Source organism: Flavobacterium silvisoli, assembly GCF_004329815.1.
GTDB lineage: Bacteria > Bacteroidota > Bacteroidia > Flavobacteriales > Flavobacteriaceae > Flavobacterium > Flavobacterium silvisoli.
In genome coordinates this window covers 73,484-92,309 of record NZ_SJPE01000008.1, presented here as the reverse complement: position 1 = coordinate 92,309, position 18,826 = coordinate 73,484, and the positions used below count along the sequence as shown (strand labels likewise).

The following is an 18,826-nucleotide window of genomic DNA, read 5'->3' as shown; positions in this document are numbered from 1 at the left end:
GTATTTGAAGAAGCCCTAAGCCTTGTGCGGAAATTAGTTCCAAAAGTTATATTTTTGCTCCCAACAAAATGCAACGTACTATGGCAATCAGCGGTTTGGTTATCACGTTTAATGAAGAAAAAAATATCGGCAAATGCATCGATGCACTTTTCAGAGTGTGTGACGAAGTAATTGTAGTAGATTCTTTAAGCAAAGATAAAACGGTTGAAATTGCAGCCTCAAAAGGAGCTACGGTTATTTCTCAGGCATTTTTAGGTGATGGTCCGCAACGCACACATGGCTTGCCATTTTGTAAAAACGATTGGATTTTGAATTTGGATGCCGATGAATTTCTGGACGAAGATGCAGAAGAATTTATCTTAAAAGAAAAATACCTGATTGGCAATTACGATGCCTTCAGTTTTCGGGTAAAAAATTATTTAGCGGATAAACTTATTGACTTTGCCGGTTGGTACCCCGATCACAAAGTGCGTTTTTTCAACAAGAAAACTGCCGGGCCATCAGATTCAAAAGTGCACCAAAAAATAATCGCGCAACGCGAAACCAGAGTTCCGGTACATATCCTTCATTATGGATGGGATTCGTTAGAACAGATTATTACCAAGAAAAATCAATATTCAGGCTGGCATGCCCAGCAACTTTACAATCAGGGCAAACGAGTTAATGTATTCAAACCGGTACTCAACGGAACGGTAGCTTTTGTTCGTTGCTATTTCTTCAAAAAAGGATTTTTGAACGGTATTGACGGCTTAAGCATTTCGATGATACAGGCTTTCTTTTCGTACATGAAATACGCCAAGTTGATTAAAATTCAGAAGACAAATAAGTAATTATTGGGTCGTTAATTTATCCGAAATCATTCGCTCATTAAACGACTGCATGTAGGCTTTGATGAATTTTGTCATATCGGCAGCACGATTTTTATCTTTGTCTAACAGATTGTTTTTGAGCAATTCATCGGTTTTGAAATTGTACAAACCAATAGCCTTCTGACCGTCAAATGCCAAATAATAATCATCCTGAATCAGGTGGAAAATGTTGTCTAAATAATAAACTATATAATTCTTATCAGACGTAAACGGCTTGCCGTAACTCACTACTTTATCCCTGATGTGGAGGTACTCTAAGATACTCGGCAACACATCAATTTGCTGGAAATTTTTCTCCTGTACTCCTTTGAAATTTGGATTGGAAGGATCAAAAAACAAAATCGGAATTCTGAATTTCCCCACATTGGTACTGTATTTTTTTTCGGTTGGTTCCGAAGAGGTGTGGTCGGCCACGATAATAAATAAAGTATTGTTGTACCAGGGTTCTTTCTTAGCAGCCTTGAAAAATTGTTGCAACGAATAATCGGTATAGCCGATGCTTTCCTGAATTTTTCGATTGCCTTTGATAAATTTGTTTTTGTATTTATCGGGGACTTTATAAGGGTTATGCGAGGAAATAGTGAAAAGCGTACTGAAAAAAGGCTGCTTAAAACTGGTTAATTTTTTATTGAAAAACTGCATGAATTCCTCATCAAAAATACCCCAACTGCCGTCAAAAGCTTCGGGACCTGTGTATTCATTTTTGCCAAAATAATGATCAAATCCCGCCACTTTACAGTATTGGTCAAAGTTCTGACTGCCATTAAAAGCCCCGTGGAAAAACGAAGTATTGTAACCTTGTTTTTTCATAATTTTTGGCAATCCGTATACTTTATTCAATGAATAGCCTGAAGAAATTACCGGAGTATTCATCAGACTCGGGATGCTTGAAAGGGTAGATGGCACCGCATCAATTGATACTTTGCCGTTAGCAAAACCATTTTTGAAATAGTAGGATTGTGTCGCTAACGAATCAATAAAGGGTGTAAAACCTCTGCGTAAATTTTCATCACCGAAACTTTCCAGAATAAAAATCACAACATTTTTCTTAATCGGATTTTCAGATGGGTTGGAAATAAAAACCGGATTGAAAATTTGGTTCAGTTCGGTTTCCGAGTAAAATTTTGGGTCTACTAAGGTTTCTTTTTTACCGGCCGTTTTCATGATGCTGAAAGGCGTATTCAATACCAAAGCCGAATTCCCCAGCGATGAGTAATTAATGGCATCAACTATGCGCAAAGGTTTTTCTCCCAAACCACCGCGCGCCATCAACAACCCGACACCAAGCGAAAGAATCAGTATCCCGATTTGTTTAAAAATAACCTTAACCGTTAGTTTTTCTACAGGCAAGATGAATTTGGCTTGGCCTAAAGCTTTCCAAAGTAAAATAGCTAATAAAATGAATCCCAATAGGATATACCAAAATTCCTGAAGAAAGGAAATAATCAGACCGCCGATTTCATGTTCCATTCCTTTGGCAGTAATTAAACCGAATGAACTTCGCCTTCCGGTGAATTTGTAGTATTCCAAATCAACAAAATTGGTAGCTATAAAAACCAGATTGACCGCAAAAAATGCAATTTTTAAGCTTTTTTGATAACCAATTCGGTATTTAAAATTTCCCGGAAATAAGTGTAAAAGAATAAATAGTAAATTGATAAAACCTATCGCTGACAAATCAAACAAAGCACCGCCAAGAAACGTTTTGACATCTAAATTGCTAAAGTTTGCACGGTTGAAAAGCAGAAATAAGACCCTGCTGATTTGGTAAACGACAAACAAAATAAGGATTCGGCGAACCAGTAATTTCAGCAGTTGGCGATGATTGTGCATAGAAAGATTTTACAATTAAAATTAAACCGCTACATCATATTCTCTCAATGCATTATTGAGCGATGTTTTTAAATCGGTGGACGGTTTACGGGTTCCGATGATTAAAGCACAAGGAACCTGATAGTCACCGGCAGCAAATGATTTAGTATAACTTCCAGGAATCACAACCGAACGAGCAGGTACATATCCTTTGTATTCAATAGGTTCACCTCCGGTTACGTCTATGATTTTGGTGGAAGCAGTCAAACAGACATTGGCTCCCAAAACCGCTTCTTTTTCCACCCGAACGCCTTCTACTACGATACAGCGCGAACCAATGAAAGCCCCGTCTTCAATGATAACCGGAGCGGCTTGTAAAGGTTCTAAAACGCCTCCAATACCTACACCACCCGAAAGGTGAACGTCTTTCCCGATTTGGGCACAACTTCCAACGGTTGCCCAGGTATCCACCATGGTGCCTTCATCTACATAAGCACCTATATTGACGTAACTAGGCATCAAGATTACTCCTTTAGAAATGTAAGCACCATAACGGGCTGTTGCCGGTGGTACTACGCGTATTCCTTTGTCGGCATAACCGTTTTTCAACAACATTTTGTCGTGGTATTCAAAAATTCCGGCTTCCCAGGTTTCCATTTTCTGGATGGGAAAATACATGACCACCGCTTTTTTAACCCATTCGTTTACCTGCCAACCCTTGGCTGTTGGTTCGGCCACGCGTAAGGTTCCCGCATCCAATAGTGCAATTACTTCTTTGATGGCATTGATGGTGATTTCTTCCTGTAATAAGGCCCGGTTATCCCAAGCTGTTTCTATGATGTTTTGTAACGTTACCATGCTTTTCAAATTTTTAGTCTCATACATTTCTCCTTCGGGAGATGAGTGAACAAATATAGTGGCATTTTTAGAAAGTAACAAAGCATTTATTTAGGGGTGTAGTTTCAGAAAAAATTGTTAAAACCTTTCATTTACTCTGCGGATTAAGTAAGTTTGTCTGCCTCCAAATGCTATGTTAAACCAAATAGTTTATGAAAAAACTCATCTTATTTGTTATCATCAGTGCGGGCATACTATCGGCTTGCCAAAAACAGTCGGCTGGCGAAGTTAAAAATCAGCAAGCAGCTATTGTCACTGTACTTGATGCCAAAAATAAACTCGATTATCAGGGAGTTTACAAAGGTATCTTGCCTTGTGCTGATTGTGAGGGCATAGAAACCACCATTTCTTTAAACGAAAATTCAACCTATACTATTCGTACCACTTATTTAGGCAAAGGCAATAAAATCTTTGAACAAAAAGGAACCTATTCCTGGAACAAATCGGGGAATATAATCAAGTTTGATAATGCCGAAGACGGACCCAATCGGTATGAAGTAGGTAAAAATATCCTGTTACAATTGGATATGTCAGGAAAACGAATCACGGGTAATCACGCTGCTGAGTATATTTTGGCCAAACAAAAGCACGTACTGAATAATGAGATGACCGCAGAAGAAAACCAAACCACTGTCAATTTAAATAATAAAATGGAAGCCAAGACGGTAATCAAAACCGTGAACCCGGCAGTGGGCAAAGTCACTTTGGCAGAAACTAAATGGAAACTGGTGCAAATCAACGGAAAACGAGTGCTGCAAAAGGGCAAAAAAACATACTTTCTCAAACTGAATTCCAAAGACGGAAAATTTACTGCCTATGCCGGTTGCAACCACATATCCGGAAATTATGTGATGCCTACAGCTTTCGGAATTGCTTTTAAAAATGTCATTTCAACCGAAATGGCTTGTACAGATATGGATCTCGAATCCCGTTTTACTCAAGTGTTGCAAAATGCGGATCGTTACACACTAACCGATAACATTCTTCACCTTAAAAAAGACAAGAGAGAAGTTTTGGCTACATTTGAACCGATAAAGTAAAAACCAATGCCAAGAATACTCGCCATAGACTACGGAATAAAAAGAACCGGACTTGCCGTTACCGACGAGTTGCAGATTATTGCTTCGGGCCTGACTACCATTCCGTCTGAAACGGCGATTGCCTTTTTAAAAGATTATTTTTCAAAAGAAAACGTATCCAAAGTATTGATTGGCGAACCCAAGCAAATGAACGGAGAGCCTTCAGAAAGTACAGCCGTAATAGAAAAATTTGTGACCCAATTCAAAGAGGTTTTTCCCGATATGACGGTTATTAGAGTGGATGAGCGTTTTACGTCAAAAATAGCTTTTCAAACCATGATTGACAGCGGACTCAAAAAGAAACAACGTCAGAACAAAGGATTAGTAGATGAAATTGCCGCTACCATTTTACTGCAAGATTATCTGACGCGAAAAATGATTTAATTTACTTATTTTTGCCAAAAAAAAATAGCAAGATGATTATTCCAATTTATGGATACGGTGAACCTGTTTTAAGAAAAGTCGGAGAAGAAATTTCACCCGATTATCCTAATTTAAAAGAGGTAATTGCCAACATGTATGACACTATGTATAATGCATACGGAGTAGGTTTGGCCGCACCTCAGGTGGGTTTGCCTATCCGGTTGTTTGTGATTGACACCGAACCGTTCAGCGAAAGCGATGACTTGAGTAAAGAAGAACAAGAACAGTTGAAAGGATTCAAAAAAACTTTCATCAATGCCAAAATGCTAAAAGAAGAAGGCGAGGAATGGGGTTTCAACGAAGGCTGTTTGAGTATTCCTGATGTTCGCGAAGATGTTTACCGACATGAGCGAATCACTATCGAGTACTATGATGAAGATTTTAACAAAAAGACCGATGTGTTTGACGGTTTGATTGCCCGAGTGATTCAGCATGAATACGACCATATCGAAGGAATATTGTTTACCGATAAAATCTCGATGTTGAAAAAGACATTGATTAAGAAGAAATTGCAAAATATCATGGATGGTAAAGCCCGACCGGATTACAAAATGAAATTTGCCAATAAAAAAGGAAGATAGGCCTGAGGATAAAAAAAGTGAAAAATTGAAAAACGAAACATATTTTTTACTTTAATTTGCCTCCGGAAATTGAAAAATAATAACTAGTATTGCCCTAAACGAATTTAAAAAATGAACGTAGAAAAAATTTTAGCCATTGCCGGTAAACCGGGTTTATTCGAATTGAAATTGCAAACCCGTTCCGGGTTTTTAGCCGAGTCATTGCTTGACGGAAAGAAAATAACCGTAGGAATGAGAAGCAATGTGAGTCTGCTTTCTGAAATTTCAATGTATACCTACAGCGAAGAAAAACCATTGGTTGAAATTATGCGCGCTATTGCTGTAAAAGAAAACGAAGGCCCTACTATTTCCAGCAAAGAAGACAATGCCAAGCTTACCGCTTACTTCAAAGAAATTTTACCCGATTACGACGAAGACAGAGTGTATGTTTCCGATATTAAAAAAGTACTGAATTGGTACAATATTCTTCAGGCAAAAGGATTGGTGTCTAAAGAAGAACCTAAAGTGGCAAATGCAGAAGCCGTAAAAGAAGAAGTGGTTGAAAAAGTAAAAAAAGAAGCCAAAGCGGATAAAGCAGAAAAAGCAGAGAAAGCAGAGAAAGCTCCGGCTAAAACTAAGACTAAAAAATAGTTAATTACTTTCTGATAAAAATCAATCCTATTGCTGAATTTCGGTAATAGGATTTTTTATTTTTGATAGTAAGAGGAGCAAGCCCAATGGACTTAAGGGATACAAGCTTTAGCTTGTTTTATGTCAGCGATGGTAAGATATAAGATGTAATCAGTCATTCCAAATTCAAAACAAACTATGAACACACGTCAACAACAACTCGAAGCCTTCAGTCGCTTACTGGATATCATGGATGATTTGCGAGAGAAATGTCCGTGGGACAAAAAGCAAACCCTCCTAAGTCTACGTCATCTAACCATAGAAGAGACCTATGAATTGGGAGATGCTATTTTGGATAATGATTTGCAGGAAATCAAAAAAGAACTGGGCGATTTGTTGTTGCACATTGTTTTTTATGCCAAAATAGGAAGCGAAACCAATGCCTTTGATATAGCCGATGTAGCCAACAGTATTTGTGATAAATTAATCGACCGTCATCCGCATATTTACGGCGATGTAGTGGTGGCCGATGAAGAAGAGGTCAAGCAAAATTGGGAAAAATTAAAACTCAAAGAAGGTAAAAAATCAGTACTGGAAGGCGTTCCCAAAAGTCTGCCGGCTCTTGTAAAAGCAAGCCGCATTCAGGACAAAGTAAAAGGCGTAGGGTTTGATTGGGAAGAACCGCACCAAGTGTGGGACAAAGTACAGGAAGAATTACAGGAATTGCAGGATGAAGTTAAAGCCGATCATCAGGATAAAATAGAAGCAGAGTTTGGCGATGTATTGTTTTCGATGATTAACTATGCCCGTTTTCTCAAGGTAAATCCCGAAGATGCATTGGAACGTACCAATAAAAAATTCATCAAACGCTTCATGTACCTCGAAAGCAAAGCCGCTGAAACTGGAAAGCCTCTAAAAGACATGTCTTTAGCTGAGATGGATATATTCTGGGAGGAGGCAAAACGTCTTCCCTAAAAAAAAACTAAGAAATTATAAAAAAAAGCGACTTGAACATATTCAGGTCGCTTTTTCATTTAAGCCATTTCCGGCTGAGGTATTGCAATAGTCAGAACATTTTGCAGTTGTTTCTCTAATTGATGTTGGATAGTATCAATATCAGTTTTAAAGAAAAGAATTTGTGCAAAAAGGTGTTGGTAGTAGCCAATTCCTTCGAGCAGGTTGCTCTTGAATGACTGTAGTTTTTTGAGCTGAGCCGAACTGCTTTCATTTGTAATTTCAGAGATTTCTTTTTTCAAATAATCCACATACATCTTCAGTTCATTCAAAAATAAATTAGGACGGTTGTTTTGACTCAGTACCGATTTATTGCCGTAAATGTGTTGCACCATATCCGACAAAGAAACCACCCTGTCAAAATAGGCCAAATTGGGTCCGGGACAAATCACTACTCCTTGTTCTTCGCCTTTAATTTTGATGCCGTTTTCCAGATAAGCCGAATTGACTAAACCTACGCAAAGGCAAGCTTTTTCGGTTATTTTTGTTTTTCGTTTGTCAAATTCAGCTTCGGATAACTCTCTTTTTTGTGTCTCCAATTCCCCCAGTTTTATCTCTTGGTATTTTTTAGAAGCTGTGCAGGTTCCTTGTTCGGAAAACTCTTTGCTCAAGGCTAATAATTTCTTCGGGCACGAACTGCCGAATTTGTGGTTGGCTATCCGTGCTGTTTTTAAAACTTCGTTTGTGGTGCCTCTTACGGTATTAAACGGAACCCCCAAAGGCGATATCTGACTGGTGTAAAAATCATTTTCTTTTGCGTTGGCCAATAAAGCTCTGGTCTCATCATCAACAGAAGTAGCCTCGGGAACCAATAAAAACGGAGAGCCCCAACCTACAGCATCTATTTGGTAATGCTCCATCAAAAATGAATGCTCTTCCGCGGTGCCCACTCCTCCTTGTACGGTTATTTTCAGATCATAAGGTTTGTCCGGTGCTTGAATCCCTTTTTGAATCAAAGTTTTTACCATTAAATCATGAGCAGTGTGCACCAATTGTTCCTTTTTTTGTTTGAATTCTTCTAAAATGGGACCTAAAAGAAAACCTTCGGTAGCAAAGGCATGTCCGCCGCAGTTTAAACCCGATTCGATACGGTATTCCGAAACCCAAAGTCCTTTTTTGGCTAAAAAATTTCCCTGTATCATGGCCGAACGGAAATCACTTACTTTGAGGATAATTTTCTTTTTCAGAATTCCGTTTGCATCGGGAAAGAAATCCTCAAAACTCTCAAAATAGCTGTACAATCTCGGATTCATACCTGCCGAAAGAACTACGGATGATGTGAGTTTGCTGTTGGCAAATCCTCTCAAAGATGCATGAGCGTCGTTAAAAATAGTCGGTAATTGCTCATTTTTTATAAAATTGTCTTTGTCCACTTTGGTCATGATGTTCACATCAATGCTGCCCGGACTGAGATGAGTTTCAAGATAATTTTTCAGAGTTTCTTTAGCGGTTTTTCCTTCAGCCAGCAAGTTTTGTAAACTCTGTTTGATTTCCGATTTGTTCGGAAGTATGGTCAGGTAATGTTCTAGAGCTTCTTTGCTTTCGGCTAATTCCGATTTGAAAGCGTCAAACTTTTGCTTCACCACATCATCTACCATGTTCAGATAAGCCGTTATTCTTTTGGCGCGATAGTCGTGAATTTTATTTGAAATTCCCTCGTAATTAAAATGAAATTTTTTGCTGTAAAATTGATGCATCTTTTCAATTATTTCATCATCAATGATAGAGATGACAGATGAAATTCCGTATTGAGCTACTCTGATTGGGCTGTCAATGGTATAGGCCAATCCCATTACGGGTATGTGAAAAGTATGAATAGGTTTTGTAGAATTCATATATTCTTAGTAAAGTTTATTAATTGACAAAGATTGAAAACCTCAGGGGTTTAAAAACTGATAAATATCATGCGGATCAATGCATTCTGTTAAAAAAATGTATATTTGAGATAATAGAAATACATATATGTCAGAAGTAAAACACGAATTAAAACGTTCTTTGGGGCTTATTGATGCCACTAGTTTGGTTGCCGGATCTATGATAGGTTCCGGTATTTTTTTGGTAACTGCAGCCATGGCCAGAGATGTAGGTTCGGCCGCTTGGATATTGTTGATTTGGCTTGTAACCGGTTTACTCACCATGTCGGCAGCTTTGAGTTACGGCGAGTTGGCGGGTATGATGCCCAATGCCGGCGGACAATACGTTTACATTCAAAGAGCCTACGGAAAGTTGATTTCTTTTTTATATGGCTGGACTGTTTTTACGGTTATTCAAACGGGAACCATAGCCGCCGTTGCCGTTGCTTTTTCAAATTATACGGCTGTTTTTTTCCCGGTTTTAGAGCATAAGATTCTGACTTTGGGAGCCAATTTTGCCATTACAAACAAGCAGATTTTAGCCATGTTCGTAATTGCTTTACTTACGTTTATCAATACCAAAGGAATCAAAAGCGGAAAGATTATACAGTTGGTTTTTACTTCGGCCAAATTAATTGCCTTGTTTTCATTAATAGCTCTTGGGATTTATATAGGGTTTCATACCGATACATTTGCTCAGAACTTTACCAACATGTGGGATGCTAGCAAAACCGTTTTAGCTGAAGACGGCACACTGACCATAACCAAGTTATCGGGTGTAGCTTTGTTGGGAGCTATGGGGGCAACCATTATCAATTCGTTGTTTTCGAGTGATGCTTGGAACAATGTGACGTTCATTGCCGGAGAAATTAAAGATCCTAAAAAAAATATCCCGAGGAGTTTATTTTTGGGAACTTTAATTGTAACCATCATATACATTTTGGCCAATATAGCTTATTTAGCAGTATTGCCGCTACACGGAATTCCGGGCGAAACGGCATCGGTAACCCAACACGGAATCATGTTTGCCAGTCAGGATAGAGTAGGAGCTGCTGCTGCCAGCGCCATAATGGGGAATGTTGGCGTTTTCATGATGGCCGGTCTGATTATGGTTTCTACTTTTGGTTGTAACAGCGGGTTGATTTTATCAGGGGGAAGATTGTTTTACGCCATGGCCAAAGACGGTTTGTTTTTCAAAAAGGCAGCTGATTTGAATGATTATGATGTGCCGTCGAGAGCCTTGTGGTTGCAATGTGTTTGGGCCTGCTTCCTGTGCTTAACCGGTCGGTATGGCGACTTGCTGACTTATGCCACCTTTGCCTCGTTGTTGTTTTACATTTTAACGATAGGAGGCTTGTTTATTTTGAGAAAAAAAGAGCCCGATGCTGAGCGTCCTTACAGGGCATTCGGTTATCCTTTAGTCCCTGTTTTATATATTATTACGACGAGTTTGATTTGTTTTACACTATTGGTGTACGATACAAGAAATACCGGTCTGGGGTTGGCAATTGTAGCACTGGGAATACCGGTCTATTATTTGTTTATGCATAAAAAAGAATAAAAAAAAGCCCCGAGTAATCGGGGCTTTTTTAACTATGTTATTTTGATTATTTTGCCGTTGGAGGTGTTTCCAACAATTCGATTTCAAAAACAATATTTGAGTTGGGCGGAATTACATTTCCTGCTCCTCTTTCTCCATACCCTAATTTTGACGGAATGTAGATGATGGCTTTGTCACCAAAATTCAACAAACTCATACCTTCAAGAAATCCCGGAATCAAGCCTTCTTTTTTACCGTACTGAAAAGGAAAAGGTTGGTATCCGTTTTGTTTGGCTCTGTTTTCATCAAACTTACCAAATTCTTTGTTTACGCTTTCATAGCTGCTGTCAAATAAAGATCCGTCCTCTAAATAACCGGCATAATGAATGTAAACGGTAGCACCGTCAGCCGGTTTTTTGCCTGCTCCTTTTTGAAGGATTTTATATTTCAAACCGGATAGAGTTTCGGTTGTTGTAGCTCGGGTTTCAGTCAAATATTTTGCTTTGGCTGAGATTACCGGTCCGTATTTTTCTTTGTACTCAGCTTGTTTCGCAGCAATTATTTCGGCTTCTTTTTTTCTTTTCTCTGCTTCTAAAGCTGCTTCTTTTTGGTCCTCAGCTGCTTTTCCGGCCATGTAATCGGCGAAAACTTTGGCAGCGTCAAATTTGTTAGCTTCTGCTCCTTTTTTGGAAATGATAATTTTTTTAATCACATCATCTTGTTTGATGGCATTTACCACATCCTGTCCTTTAACGACATAACCGAAAATAGTATGCTTCCCATTTAACCATGGCGTATCTTTGTGGGTAATGAAAAATTGTGATCCGTTGGTTTTCGGGCCTGAATTGGCCATAGCTAAAATACCTGCTTTATCAAAAACAGCATCAGTAATCTCATCTTTAAAGGCATAACCCGGACCACCGGTACCGTTTCCTTGTGGGTCACCTCCCTGAATCATGAAGTCAGCAATTACTCGGTGAAATTTCAACCCGTCGTAAAACGGTTTTCCTTTTAATTTAGCATCGTTAACAAAAGTATTGGTTCCCTGTGCCAGCGACACGAAGTTGGCTACCGTAACGGGTGTTTTTTTGTATTCTAACTGAATCAGAATCTTTCCTTTATCAGTTTCAATTTCGGCAAAAACGCCTTGTTCAGCCGGTGTAGCTACTACTTTTTTAGCGGGGATAGTTTTGGTTGATTTTGCCGCAGGTTTTTTTGTGGTTTGAGCGGTAGCGCTCAACATGCCCAGGCAAACCAAAAGCAGGATGTTGCATTTTATTTTCATGGTGTATTTAATTTTATTTCAATTAATTATTATTTTTCAAAGTTACTTCAATTTCAAAAATCAAATTGGCGTTGGGCGGAATTACGTTTCCGGCTCCTTGTTCACCGTATCCCAGATTAGCAGGGATAAAAAGTACTGCTTTGTCCCCAATTTTCATTTTTCCCATAGCTTCCACAAATCCGGGTATAAGCTGATTGCGTCGTCCAATCTGATACGGCAGTTCAGAATATCCGTTCTGTAAGGCTCTTTGCTGATCAAACTTACCAAATTCTTTGGCTACTTCGGGGTTGCTGGTGTCAAAAAGTGTTCCGTCTTCTAAAAATCCTGAATATTTAATAAAAAGAGTGGTTCCGTCTTTGGGTTTTTCTCCAATCGATTTTTGAGTTAAGGCATAACTCAGACCGGTAGATGATTTGATGGCTGATTTTTTTAAAGTTTCAAAATACGCTGCTTTTTTCGCTTTTACTCCTTTGTATTTTTCATCGTAAAGTCTTTTGGCTTCGGCATCGATAGCGGCTTGCTTCTTCTGGCTTTCTGTTTCGGATTTGAAATAGTCATTAAAAATTTTTACAGCATCAAACTTTTTAGCATCTTCACCTTTTCGAATGATGATTACCTTGTTCATTACATCTCCTTGTGCTATAGCATTAACTACATCCATACCTTGAGTAACATGTCCGAAAACTGCATGTCTGCCATCGAGCCATGGTGTTTCTGTGTGAGTGATAAAGAATTGGCTGCTGTTGGAGTTAGGACCTGAATTGGCCATAGACAGGATTCCGGGCTTGTTGTGTTTCAAATCGGTAATTTCGTCTCTGAATTTATAACCCGCATCTCCCGAACCATTGCCCAACGGATCTCCGGTTTGAATCATGAAATCGGGAATCACACGGTGAAATTGCAAACCGTCATAAAATGGTTTTCCTTTCATTTCTTCTGAAACAAATGGGTTTTTGCCTTCAGCCAACGTCACAAAATTGGCTACTGTAATCGGGGCTTTTTTGTACTCCAGTTCTAAGAGAATAGTCCCTTTAGTGGTTTCAATTTCGGCATATAAACCATCTTTTAAATTTTTGTATTCGTCTTTGCAGGAGCTAAGCGTCAGTGCTATAACGGCTATAATAAGTCCTATTTTCTTTGTCATAGTCAATTATTGATTCTCAGTTTTTACTTTTTCTTCGGGTTTAAAATCGTTCAGGGTAACAGTGCAAATCAGCGGTTGATTCGAACCGATGCGTTTGTTGTCGCCATGATACCCATAAGCCATGTGTGAGGGGAAAAGGAAGGTAACCGTTTCTTTTTTACGCATCAGTTTGATGCCGTCGCGCAGACCCTTAATGATATTTTGCTTGTCAACTTTATAGGTTTGCGGTCTTAATTCAACTTCTGAGTACACCACATTTCCTTTTAAGTCTTTGATTTCATAATCAAATTGGGCAACATCGCCTTTCTTCGGGCGTAGCGTATCTTTGTCGTTTCTCACTTCATAATGATACCAATAGCCTTTTTTAGATGCGATGTATTGTATTTGAGGATTGCTTTTGATGATTGAATCGATTTTTCCTTCTTCTCCGGCAACCAGCTTTTTGTTTCGGATAATGGATTCTTTCATGAAAGTTCCGGAAGAACGCGAAATAGGCATTCGCGCCTGTTGTTGTTTGCAACTGATTAACGTTGCTAAAACGACTGACAACACTATAATTTTGGAACAATTTTTCATCTCCTAAATGGTTATTTGTGATAGTAAAGTTTCGAATTTTTTGACGGTTTCCTTCATGTTTTCATATGATTTTCCACCGGCTGCATTGATGTGTCCGCCACCGTTAAAGTGGTCGCGGGCAAATTGATTAACATCAAAATTCCCCTGTGATCGGAAGGATATTTTGATGATGTTTTCGTCTTTGTGTTCAATGAAAATAGCAGCAAAATGAATACCTTTTATGGTCAGACCATAGTTTACTATGCCTTCGGTATCGCCTTTTTCATAATGAAATTCATCCAGTTCCTTTTGTGTAAGGGTGATGTATGACGTTTTGTATTCGGGGAAAACTTTCATGTTCTGCAAAGCTCTTCCCATCAATAGCAAACGGTTGTATGAGTTGTTGTCAAAAAGCAGATTGTGAATTTCACTGTTGTTGATGCCTTTGTCAATCAGTTCAGCTACGATTCGGTGGGTGGTTCCCGTAGTCGAAGGAAATCGGAAGGAACCTGAGTCGGTAACAATACCGGTGTAAATGCAAGTGGCAATAGTTTGGTCAATCAGGTCTTTTTGGCCCAAATAACCAATGAAATTGTAAATCATTTCACAAGTTGAGCCAAATGAAGTGTCTGAGTACGTATAAGTAGCAAATCCATCCGGTTTTTGGTGATGATCAATCATTACCATCGGAGCGGTGAGTTTACTTAGTACATGTTCCATTTCTCCGGTTCGGTGCAATGCATTGAAATCTAATAAAAAAATCATTTCCGATTCTTGTAAGACAGCAGTGCATTTCTCTTTTTCATTTTCATAAATCAAAACGCTTTCCGAACCCGGCAACCAAGCCAAAAAGTTAGGAAAATCATTGGGGGCTATAACCACCGGTTGCTGATTCAGTTTTAAAAGGAAATGATACAGCGCCAAAGTGGAACCCATAGCATCACCATCGGGGCTTCGGTGTGGAATTACTGCAATTTTTTTGGGTGTTGCCAATAATTGTTGAATGGCAATAATATCTTCTTTTTTCATTGGTTGCGAAGTTACATTTTTTTCAGATACAGAAGATTATTTGGCTGTAAAAAGTCCGAGTAATAATGAGCCTCCTCACACAGTTGTATGGACAGGCTTAGAGACCAACTCGAAAATCAAAGCCAAAGGCAAAAGAAGAGCATAACCGATAATAAACAAAACTATTTAAGAGATTTGACTGTGTTGAATACCACTTCAGGATTTAGTATTTCTGCGGCTTTGATTCACCGTTTTTGGTAAACTGGCTTCTTCGGTTTTGCTTGACGGTTCGATGAGTTTGTTGAGTTGTTTGATTTCGTCATCGGTTAATTCCCTGTAACGACCCACATGAACATCCAAAGAAATATTGATGATTCGGATTCTTTTTAAGGCTGTTACTTCATACCTCAGGTACTCACACATTCTGCGGATCTGACGGTTTAATCCCTGAGTTAATATGATTCGGAAAACATATTTGCTGATTTGCTCTACTTTACATTTTCGGGTGACGGTATCCAAAATCGGAACTCCGTTGCTCATGCGTTCGATAAAACGATCGGTAATCGGTCGGTTCACCGTTACGATGTATTCTTTTTCGTGGTTGTTTCGGGCTCTTAGAATTTTGTTGACAATGTCGCCGTCATTGGTCATAAAAATCAATCCCTCGCTGGCTTTATCTAAACGGCCAATAGGGAAAATTCGCTTGGGATAATTAATGTAATCCACAATGTTATCGCGCACATTTTGATTGGTGGTACACTCAATGCCAACCGGTTTGTTGAATGCCAGATAAACCGGCTTTTCAATTTTTTCACGAATCAGTTTTCCGTCAACGCGTATCTCGTCTTCAGGAGAAACTTTTGTTCCCATTTCGGGCACTTTTCCGTTAATGGTGATTCGACCTTGTTCCAAGAGTTTGTCAGCTTCACGTCGGGAGCAATAGCCGCTTTCGGACAAGAATTTATTGATACGGGTTTGATTGGTTTCCATTTTACAGCATGCGTTTAACCTGATGGTTTCGTGCCGCAAATATAGGATAATTTGAGCACACTGCCTCTTGATAAGTTCGTTGATAAATCGGATTCAAAAAGAGTTAAAAAAGATTTGCAGCTAGTAAGATTTTGCTATTTTTACCCACATGAATATACGTGGAAAATTAATAATAATAGGTGGCGCTGTTGATAAAGGTAGTTTCACTGAAACCGATTTGGATAAAAATGCGGCTAAAAATTTAAACTTTTTTGAAGCCGGAATTTTAAAAAGAATCATAGAAGAATCAAAACACAAGACAGAATCCCGAATAGAAGTTATTACAACGGCTTCCAAAATTCCGAGAGAGATTGGTCCCGAATATGTAAAAGCATTGCATTACTTGGGAGCTGATAATGTTGATGTGTTAAATATAGAAACCCGGGAGCAAGCTTCTAATCCCGAAATATTAGGTCGTTTGCGGGCTGCCGATGTGGTGATGTTTACCGGTGGCGATCAGTTGCGGTTGACGTCTATACTTGGCGGAACACCTTTCCATGATATTTTATTGGACAAATACCATAATGAAGAATTCATCTATGCCGGAACTTCTGCCGGTGCTGCTGCGGCTTCCAATAACATGATATACCAGGGGAGCAGTAGTGAGGCTTTGTTGAAAGGAGAAGTGAAAATCACCTCCGGACTCGGTTTAATTGACGGGGTGATTATTGATACCCATTTTGTACAACGCGGACGAATAGGACGTTTGTTTCAATCGGTAGTAGGAAATCCTAAAGTGTTAGGAGTTGGACTGGGAGAAGATACCGGTTTGTTAATCACGCACAATTCCAAAATGGAAGCCATCGGTTCCGGATTGGTCATTCTTGTAGATGGTAGAGAAATCAAGGATACTAATTTAACTCAGGTTGAATTGGGCCAACCGATTTCAATTAATCACTTAGTCACTCATGTCATGAGCATGTACGATACGTTTGATTTGGCCACATATAAAATGACTATAAAGTCATCGCAATACGTTTAAAAAGAGGGTTAGATTTTCGGATTTTCAGATCATCAGATGTATTTAATTTCCAACAATCTAATAATCCAATAATCTAAAAATGAAAATAATCATACACGGCGGATTCTTTTCTGAATCGTCAACGAATCACGAGACTAAGGTAGCCAAGCAACAGGCTTTGTTGCGAATTGCCAAAGTGTCCTACCAATATTTGCAATCGCATTCTGCTTTAGAAACGGTGGTCTATGCGGTTTCCTTGTTGGAAGATGATGCGTTGTTCAATGCCGGTATTGGTTCCCAGATTCAAAGCGACGGCAAAATCAGAATGAGCGCCTCGTTGATGGATGGTTCCACCATGAAAATGAGTGGAGTAATCAATATAGAGGATGTGAAAAATCCGGTGCAGGTTGCTCAGGTGTTGATGAATTATGACGATAGAATTTTGGGCGGAAGCGGTGCCACTAACTTTGCCCGTCAACACGGCTTTGAACAATTTTCTACTGAAATTCCACAACGTAGGGCAGAATACGAAGCCAAACTCGAAGCCACCGGAACCGGAACTGTAGGCTGTGTGGCTTTGGATGCCGATGGTAAAATAGCTGTAGCCACTTCAACAGGAGGGAAAGGCTTTGAAATTCCGGGCAGGATTTCAGATTCGGCTACAGTAGCGGGGAATTATGCCAATGCGATTTGTGGTGTTAGCTTAACCGGAGTGGGAGAGGATATCGTCAGTGGAGCAGTAGCGGCCAAAATCGTAACTCGTGTGACCGATGGATTTACATTGGCACAAGCCTTTGAAAAAACGTTCGAGGAACTGAAACCCTTTGACGGTTTTGCGGGAGCGATAGCCATTGATGCATCCGGGAATATGTTTCATCAGGATTCGCATCCGAGCATGGTGTTTGCCAGTTATGATGGCATAAAAGAAGAAGTTTTTGACTAATCACAGCATAAAAAAAATCCCAACCAAACGGGTTGGGATTTTTAGTTAAGAATTAATCAAGCACCATTTCCGTAGCTATGGCAATTCGGTTCCAGGCATTGATGGTCGTAATCATCATGATAATCTCGGCGATATATCGTTCGTCAAATAATTTACAGGCTTGGTCATACGTTACTTCTGATAAATGGTTTTGAATTAAGGTGACTTCTTCGGTCATGGCAAGTATTGCTCTTTCTTCCGGGCTGTATAGGGTGGTCTCGCGCCAAGCATTTAACAGATATATGCGCTGTTCGGTTTCACCCATTTTTCGGGCATCTCGGGTGTGCATGTTGAGACAAAAAGCACAGCCGTTAATTTGAGAAGCTCTGATTTTGATGAGCTCCTTATGAGTGGAGGTTAACGATGAGGAAGCCATGTATTTTTCCAATCCCATCATGGCTTTGTAGGCTTCCGGTTGTGTTTGTAAAATGTTTACTCTGGTTTTCATTTAAAGTGTGTTTTAAAGTTCACTACAAAGTTCCGTAGCCACTTCTTAAAAAAACTTGAACTACTTCAAGAAATCACGTTATACTTTACCGGCTCTGATTTTACTCAGAAATTCGGCAGAAAAGTCGAGATAGGAAGCCAACATGTACTGTGGGACGCGTCGAACAAAATCGGGTTGTGCGTTTTTAAAATGGTGGTAACGCTCTTCGGCCGACATGGTAAAAAGAAACATGATGCGCATTTGGGAAGCGGCAAATGATTTTTGCAGTACGATGCGAAAATAGCGTTCCAACGGCGGTATGGCGATATTCAGTTGGTCGAGGTCGCTTTTGGATATGGAAATGACTTCCGAATTTTCAATTGCCTGAATGTAAAAATGAGAAGCTTTTTGCGTAGAAAAACTCATGTAGTCCGTAATCCACCAATCTTCGATACTAAACTGTAGTGTTTGTTCCGCCCCTTTTTCGTTGATGATGAACAGTCTAAAGCAGCCCTTTGCAATGAAGTTTTGCATGAGGCAAACATCTCCGGCTCGCAGTAACAGTTCTTTTTTCTTTACGGTTTTCAAAACCACTTTAGACCGAATCAATTCTTTCTCTTCTTCGGTCAATTGTATGTGCTTGTTCAGGTGCTGAATCAGATGCTCCGGCATGGTTATGCTTTTAGTAAAGGTACTTTTTAAATGCAAAAAACCCAATCTTGCGACTGGGTTTTTCTATTGTAAGTAAGTTAAATCGA

General features: G+C 39.3%; 19 protein-coding genes. 9 read left to right on the top strand and 10 right to left on the bottom strand.

All coding sequences use genetic code 11. From position 1 onward, the window contains the following. Positions 1–80 precede the first annotated feature (80 nt). Positions 81–830, top strand: a complete 750-nt coding sequence (locus tag EZL74_RS08245; protein WP_131476130.1) for a glycosyltransferase family 2 protein — start codon at positions 81–83, stop codon at positions 828–830. Here the strand turns inward: EZL74_RS08245 and EZL74_RS08240 are convergent, their stop codons facing one another. Together EZL74_RS08240 and EZL74_RS08235 are read right to left on the bottom strand one after the other, a co-directional pair. Further along, a complete protein-coding gene (locus tag EZL74_RS08240) occupies positions 831–2,702 on the bottom strand; it encodes an LTA synthase family protein (protein WP_131476129.1) in 1,872 nt (623 codons plus the stop codon). It abuts the gene before it with no gap. Positions 2,703–2,723: 21 nt separating this feature from the next. Further along, positions 2,724–3,539 carry a 2,3,4,5-tetrahydropyridine-2,6-dicarboxylate N-succinyltransferase gene (locus EZL74_RS08235; protein WP_131476171.1) on the bottom strand — a complete coding sequence of 272 codons (816 nt, stop codon included), beginning with the start codon at positions 3,537–3,539 and terminating at the stop codon, positions 2,724–2,726. A 191-nt stretch (positions 3,540–3,730) separates the two neighbouring features. Here EZL74_RS08235 and EZL74_RS08230 point away from each other — a divergent pair, with 191 nt between their 5' ends. The 5 genes from EZL74_RS08230 (at position 3,731) to mazG (ending at position 7,245) form a co-directional block, all read left to right on the top strand. Further along, positions 3,731–4,618: a copper resistance protein NlpE N-terminal domain-containing protein gene (locus tag EZL74_RS08230; protein WP_131476128.1), complete on the top strand. Its 888-nt coding sequence runs from the start codon at positions 3,731–3,733 to the stop codon at positions 4,616–4,618. A gap of 6 nt (positions 4,619–4,624) precedes the next feature. Further along, on the top strand, positions 4,625–5,041 hold the full coding sequence (gene ruvX / locus EZL74_RS08225; protein WP_131476127.1) for a Holliday junction resolvase RuvX: 417 nt from the start codon (positions 4,625–4,627) through the stop codon (positions 5,039–5,041). Positions 5,042–5,073: 32 nt separating this feature from the next. After that, positions 5,074–5,661, top strand: a complete 588-nt coding sequence (gene def, locus EZL74_RS08220; protein ID WP_131476126.1) for a peptide deformylase — start codon at positions 5,074–5,076, stop codon at positions 5,659–5,661. 111 nt (positions 5,662–5,772) lie between these two features. Beyond that, on the top strand, positions 5,773–6,291 hold the full coding sequence (locus EZL74_RS08215) for a DUF5606 family protein (RefSeq protein ID WP_131476125.1): 519 nt from the start codon (positions 5,773–5,775) through the stop codon (positions 6,289–6,291). 177 nt (positions 6,292–6,468) lie between these two features. Further along, entirely contained in the window at positions 6,469–7,245 is a 777-nt protein-coding gene (gene mazG, locus EZL74_RS08210; protein WP_131476124.1) for a nucleoside triphosphate pyrophosphohydrolase, read from the top strand. A gap of 59 nt (positions 7,246–7,304) precedes the next feature. Here the strand turns inward: mazG and EZL74_RS08205 are convergent, their stop codons facing one another. Beyond that, complete coding sequence (locus EZL74_RS08205; protein WP_131476123.1) at positions 7,305–9,119, bottom strand: hypothetical protein; 1,815 nt, start codon at positions 9,117–9,119, stop codon at positions 7,305–7,307. Positions 9,120–9,246: 127 nt separating this feature from the next. Here EZL74_RS08205 and EZL74_RS08200 point away from each other — a divergent pair, with 127 nt between their 5' ends. After that, a complete protein-coding gene (locus EZL74_RS08200; protein WP_131476122.1) occupies positions 9,247–10,698 on the top strand; it encodes an APC family permease in 1,452 nt (483 codons plus the stop codon). A gap of 46 nt (positions 10,699–10,744) precedes the next feature. Here EZL74_RS08200 and EZL74_RS08195 read toward each other — a convergent pair whose 3' ends face one another. From EZL74_RS08195 to rluF, 5 genes are all read right to left on the bottom strand, one after another. Further along, positions 10,745–11,962, bottom strand: a complete 1,218-nt coding sequence (locus tag EZL74_RS08195) for a peptidylprolyl isomerase (RefSeq protein WP_131476121.1) — start codon at positions 11,960–11,962, stop codon at positions 10,745–10,747. Between the two features lie 22 nt (positions 11,963–11,984). Next, on the bottom strand, positions 11,985–13,106 hold the full coding sequence (locus EZL74_RS08190; protein WP_131476120.1) for a peptidylprolyl isomerase: 1,122 nt from the start codon (positions 13,104–13,106) through the stop codon (positions 11,985–11,987). 6 nt (positions 13,107–13,112) lie between these two features. Continuing rightward, complete coding sequence (gene gldI, locus EZL74_RS08185; RefSeq protein WP_131476119.1) at positions 13,113–13,682, bottom strand: gliding motility-associated peptidyl-prolyl isomerase GldI; 570 nt, start codon at positions 13,680–13,682, stop codon at positions 13,113–13,115. A 3-nt stretch (positions 13,683–13,685) separates the two neighbouring features. Beyond that, entirely contained in the window at positions 13,686–14,690 is a 1,005-nt protein-coding gene (locus EZL74_RS08180; RefSeq protein ID WP_131476118.1) for a DHH family phosphoesterase, read from the bottom strand. 195 nt (positions 14,691–14,885) lie between these two features. Then, on the bottom strand, positions 14,886–15,659 hold the full coding sequence (rluF, locus tag EZL74_RS08175; RefSeq protein ID WP_131476117.1) for a 23S rRNA pseudouridine(2604) synthase RluF: 774 nt from the start codon (positions 15,657–15,659) through the stop codon (positions 14,886–14,888). Between the two features lie 148 nt (positions 15,660–15,807). Between rluF and EZL74_RS08170 the strand changes: the two genes are divergently transcribed. Both EZL74_RS08170 and EZL74_RS08165 read left to right on the top strand, forming a co-directional pair. Beyond that, positions 15,808–16,680 carry a cyanophycinase gene (locus EZL74_RS08170; protein ID WP_131476116.1) on the top strand — a complete coding sequence of 291 codons (873 nt, stop codon included), beginning with the start codon at positions 15,808–15,810 and terminating at the stop codon, positions 16,678–16,680. 79 nt (positions 16,681–16,759) lie between these two features. Further along, entirely contained in the window at positions 16,760–17,602 is an 843-nt protein-coding gene (locus EZL74_RS08165) for an isoaspartyl peptidase/L-asparaginase (protein ID WP_131476115.1), read from the top strand. A gap of 52 nt (positions 17,603–17,654) precedes the next feature. Here the strand turns inward: EZL74_RS08165 and EZL74_RS08160 are convergent, their stop codons facing one another. Together EZL74_RS08160 and EZL74_RS08155 are read right to left on the bottom strand one after the other, a co-directional pair. Continuing rightward, positions 17,655–18,089: a carboxymuconolactone decarboxylase family protein gene (locus EZL74_RS08160; protein WP_131476114.1), complete on the bottom strand. Its 435-nt coding sequence runs from the start codon at positions 18,087–18,089 to the stop codon at positions 17,655–17,657. A gap of 78 nt (positions 18,090–18,167) precedes the next feature. Next, complete coding sequence (locus EZL74_RS08155) at positions 18,168–18,740, bottom strand: Crp/Fnr family transcriptional regulator (protein ID WP_131476113.1); 573 nt, start codon at positions 18,738–18,740, stop codon at positions 18,168–18,170. Between the last annotated feature and the right edge of the window lie 86 nt (positions 18,741–18,826).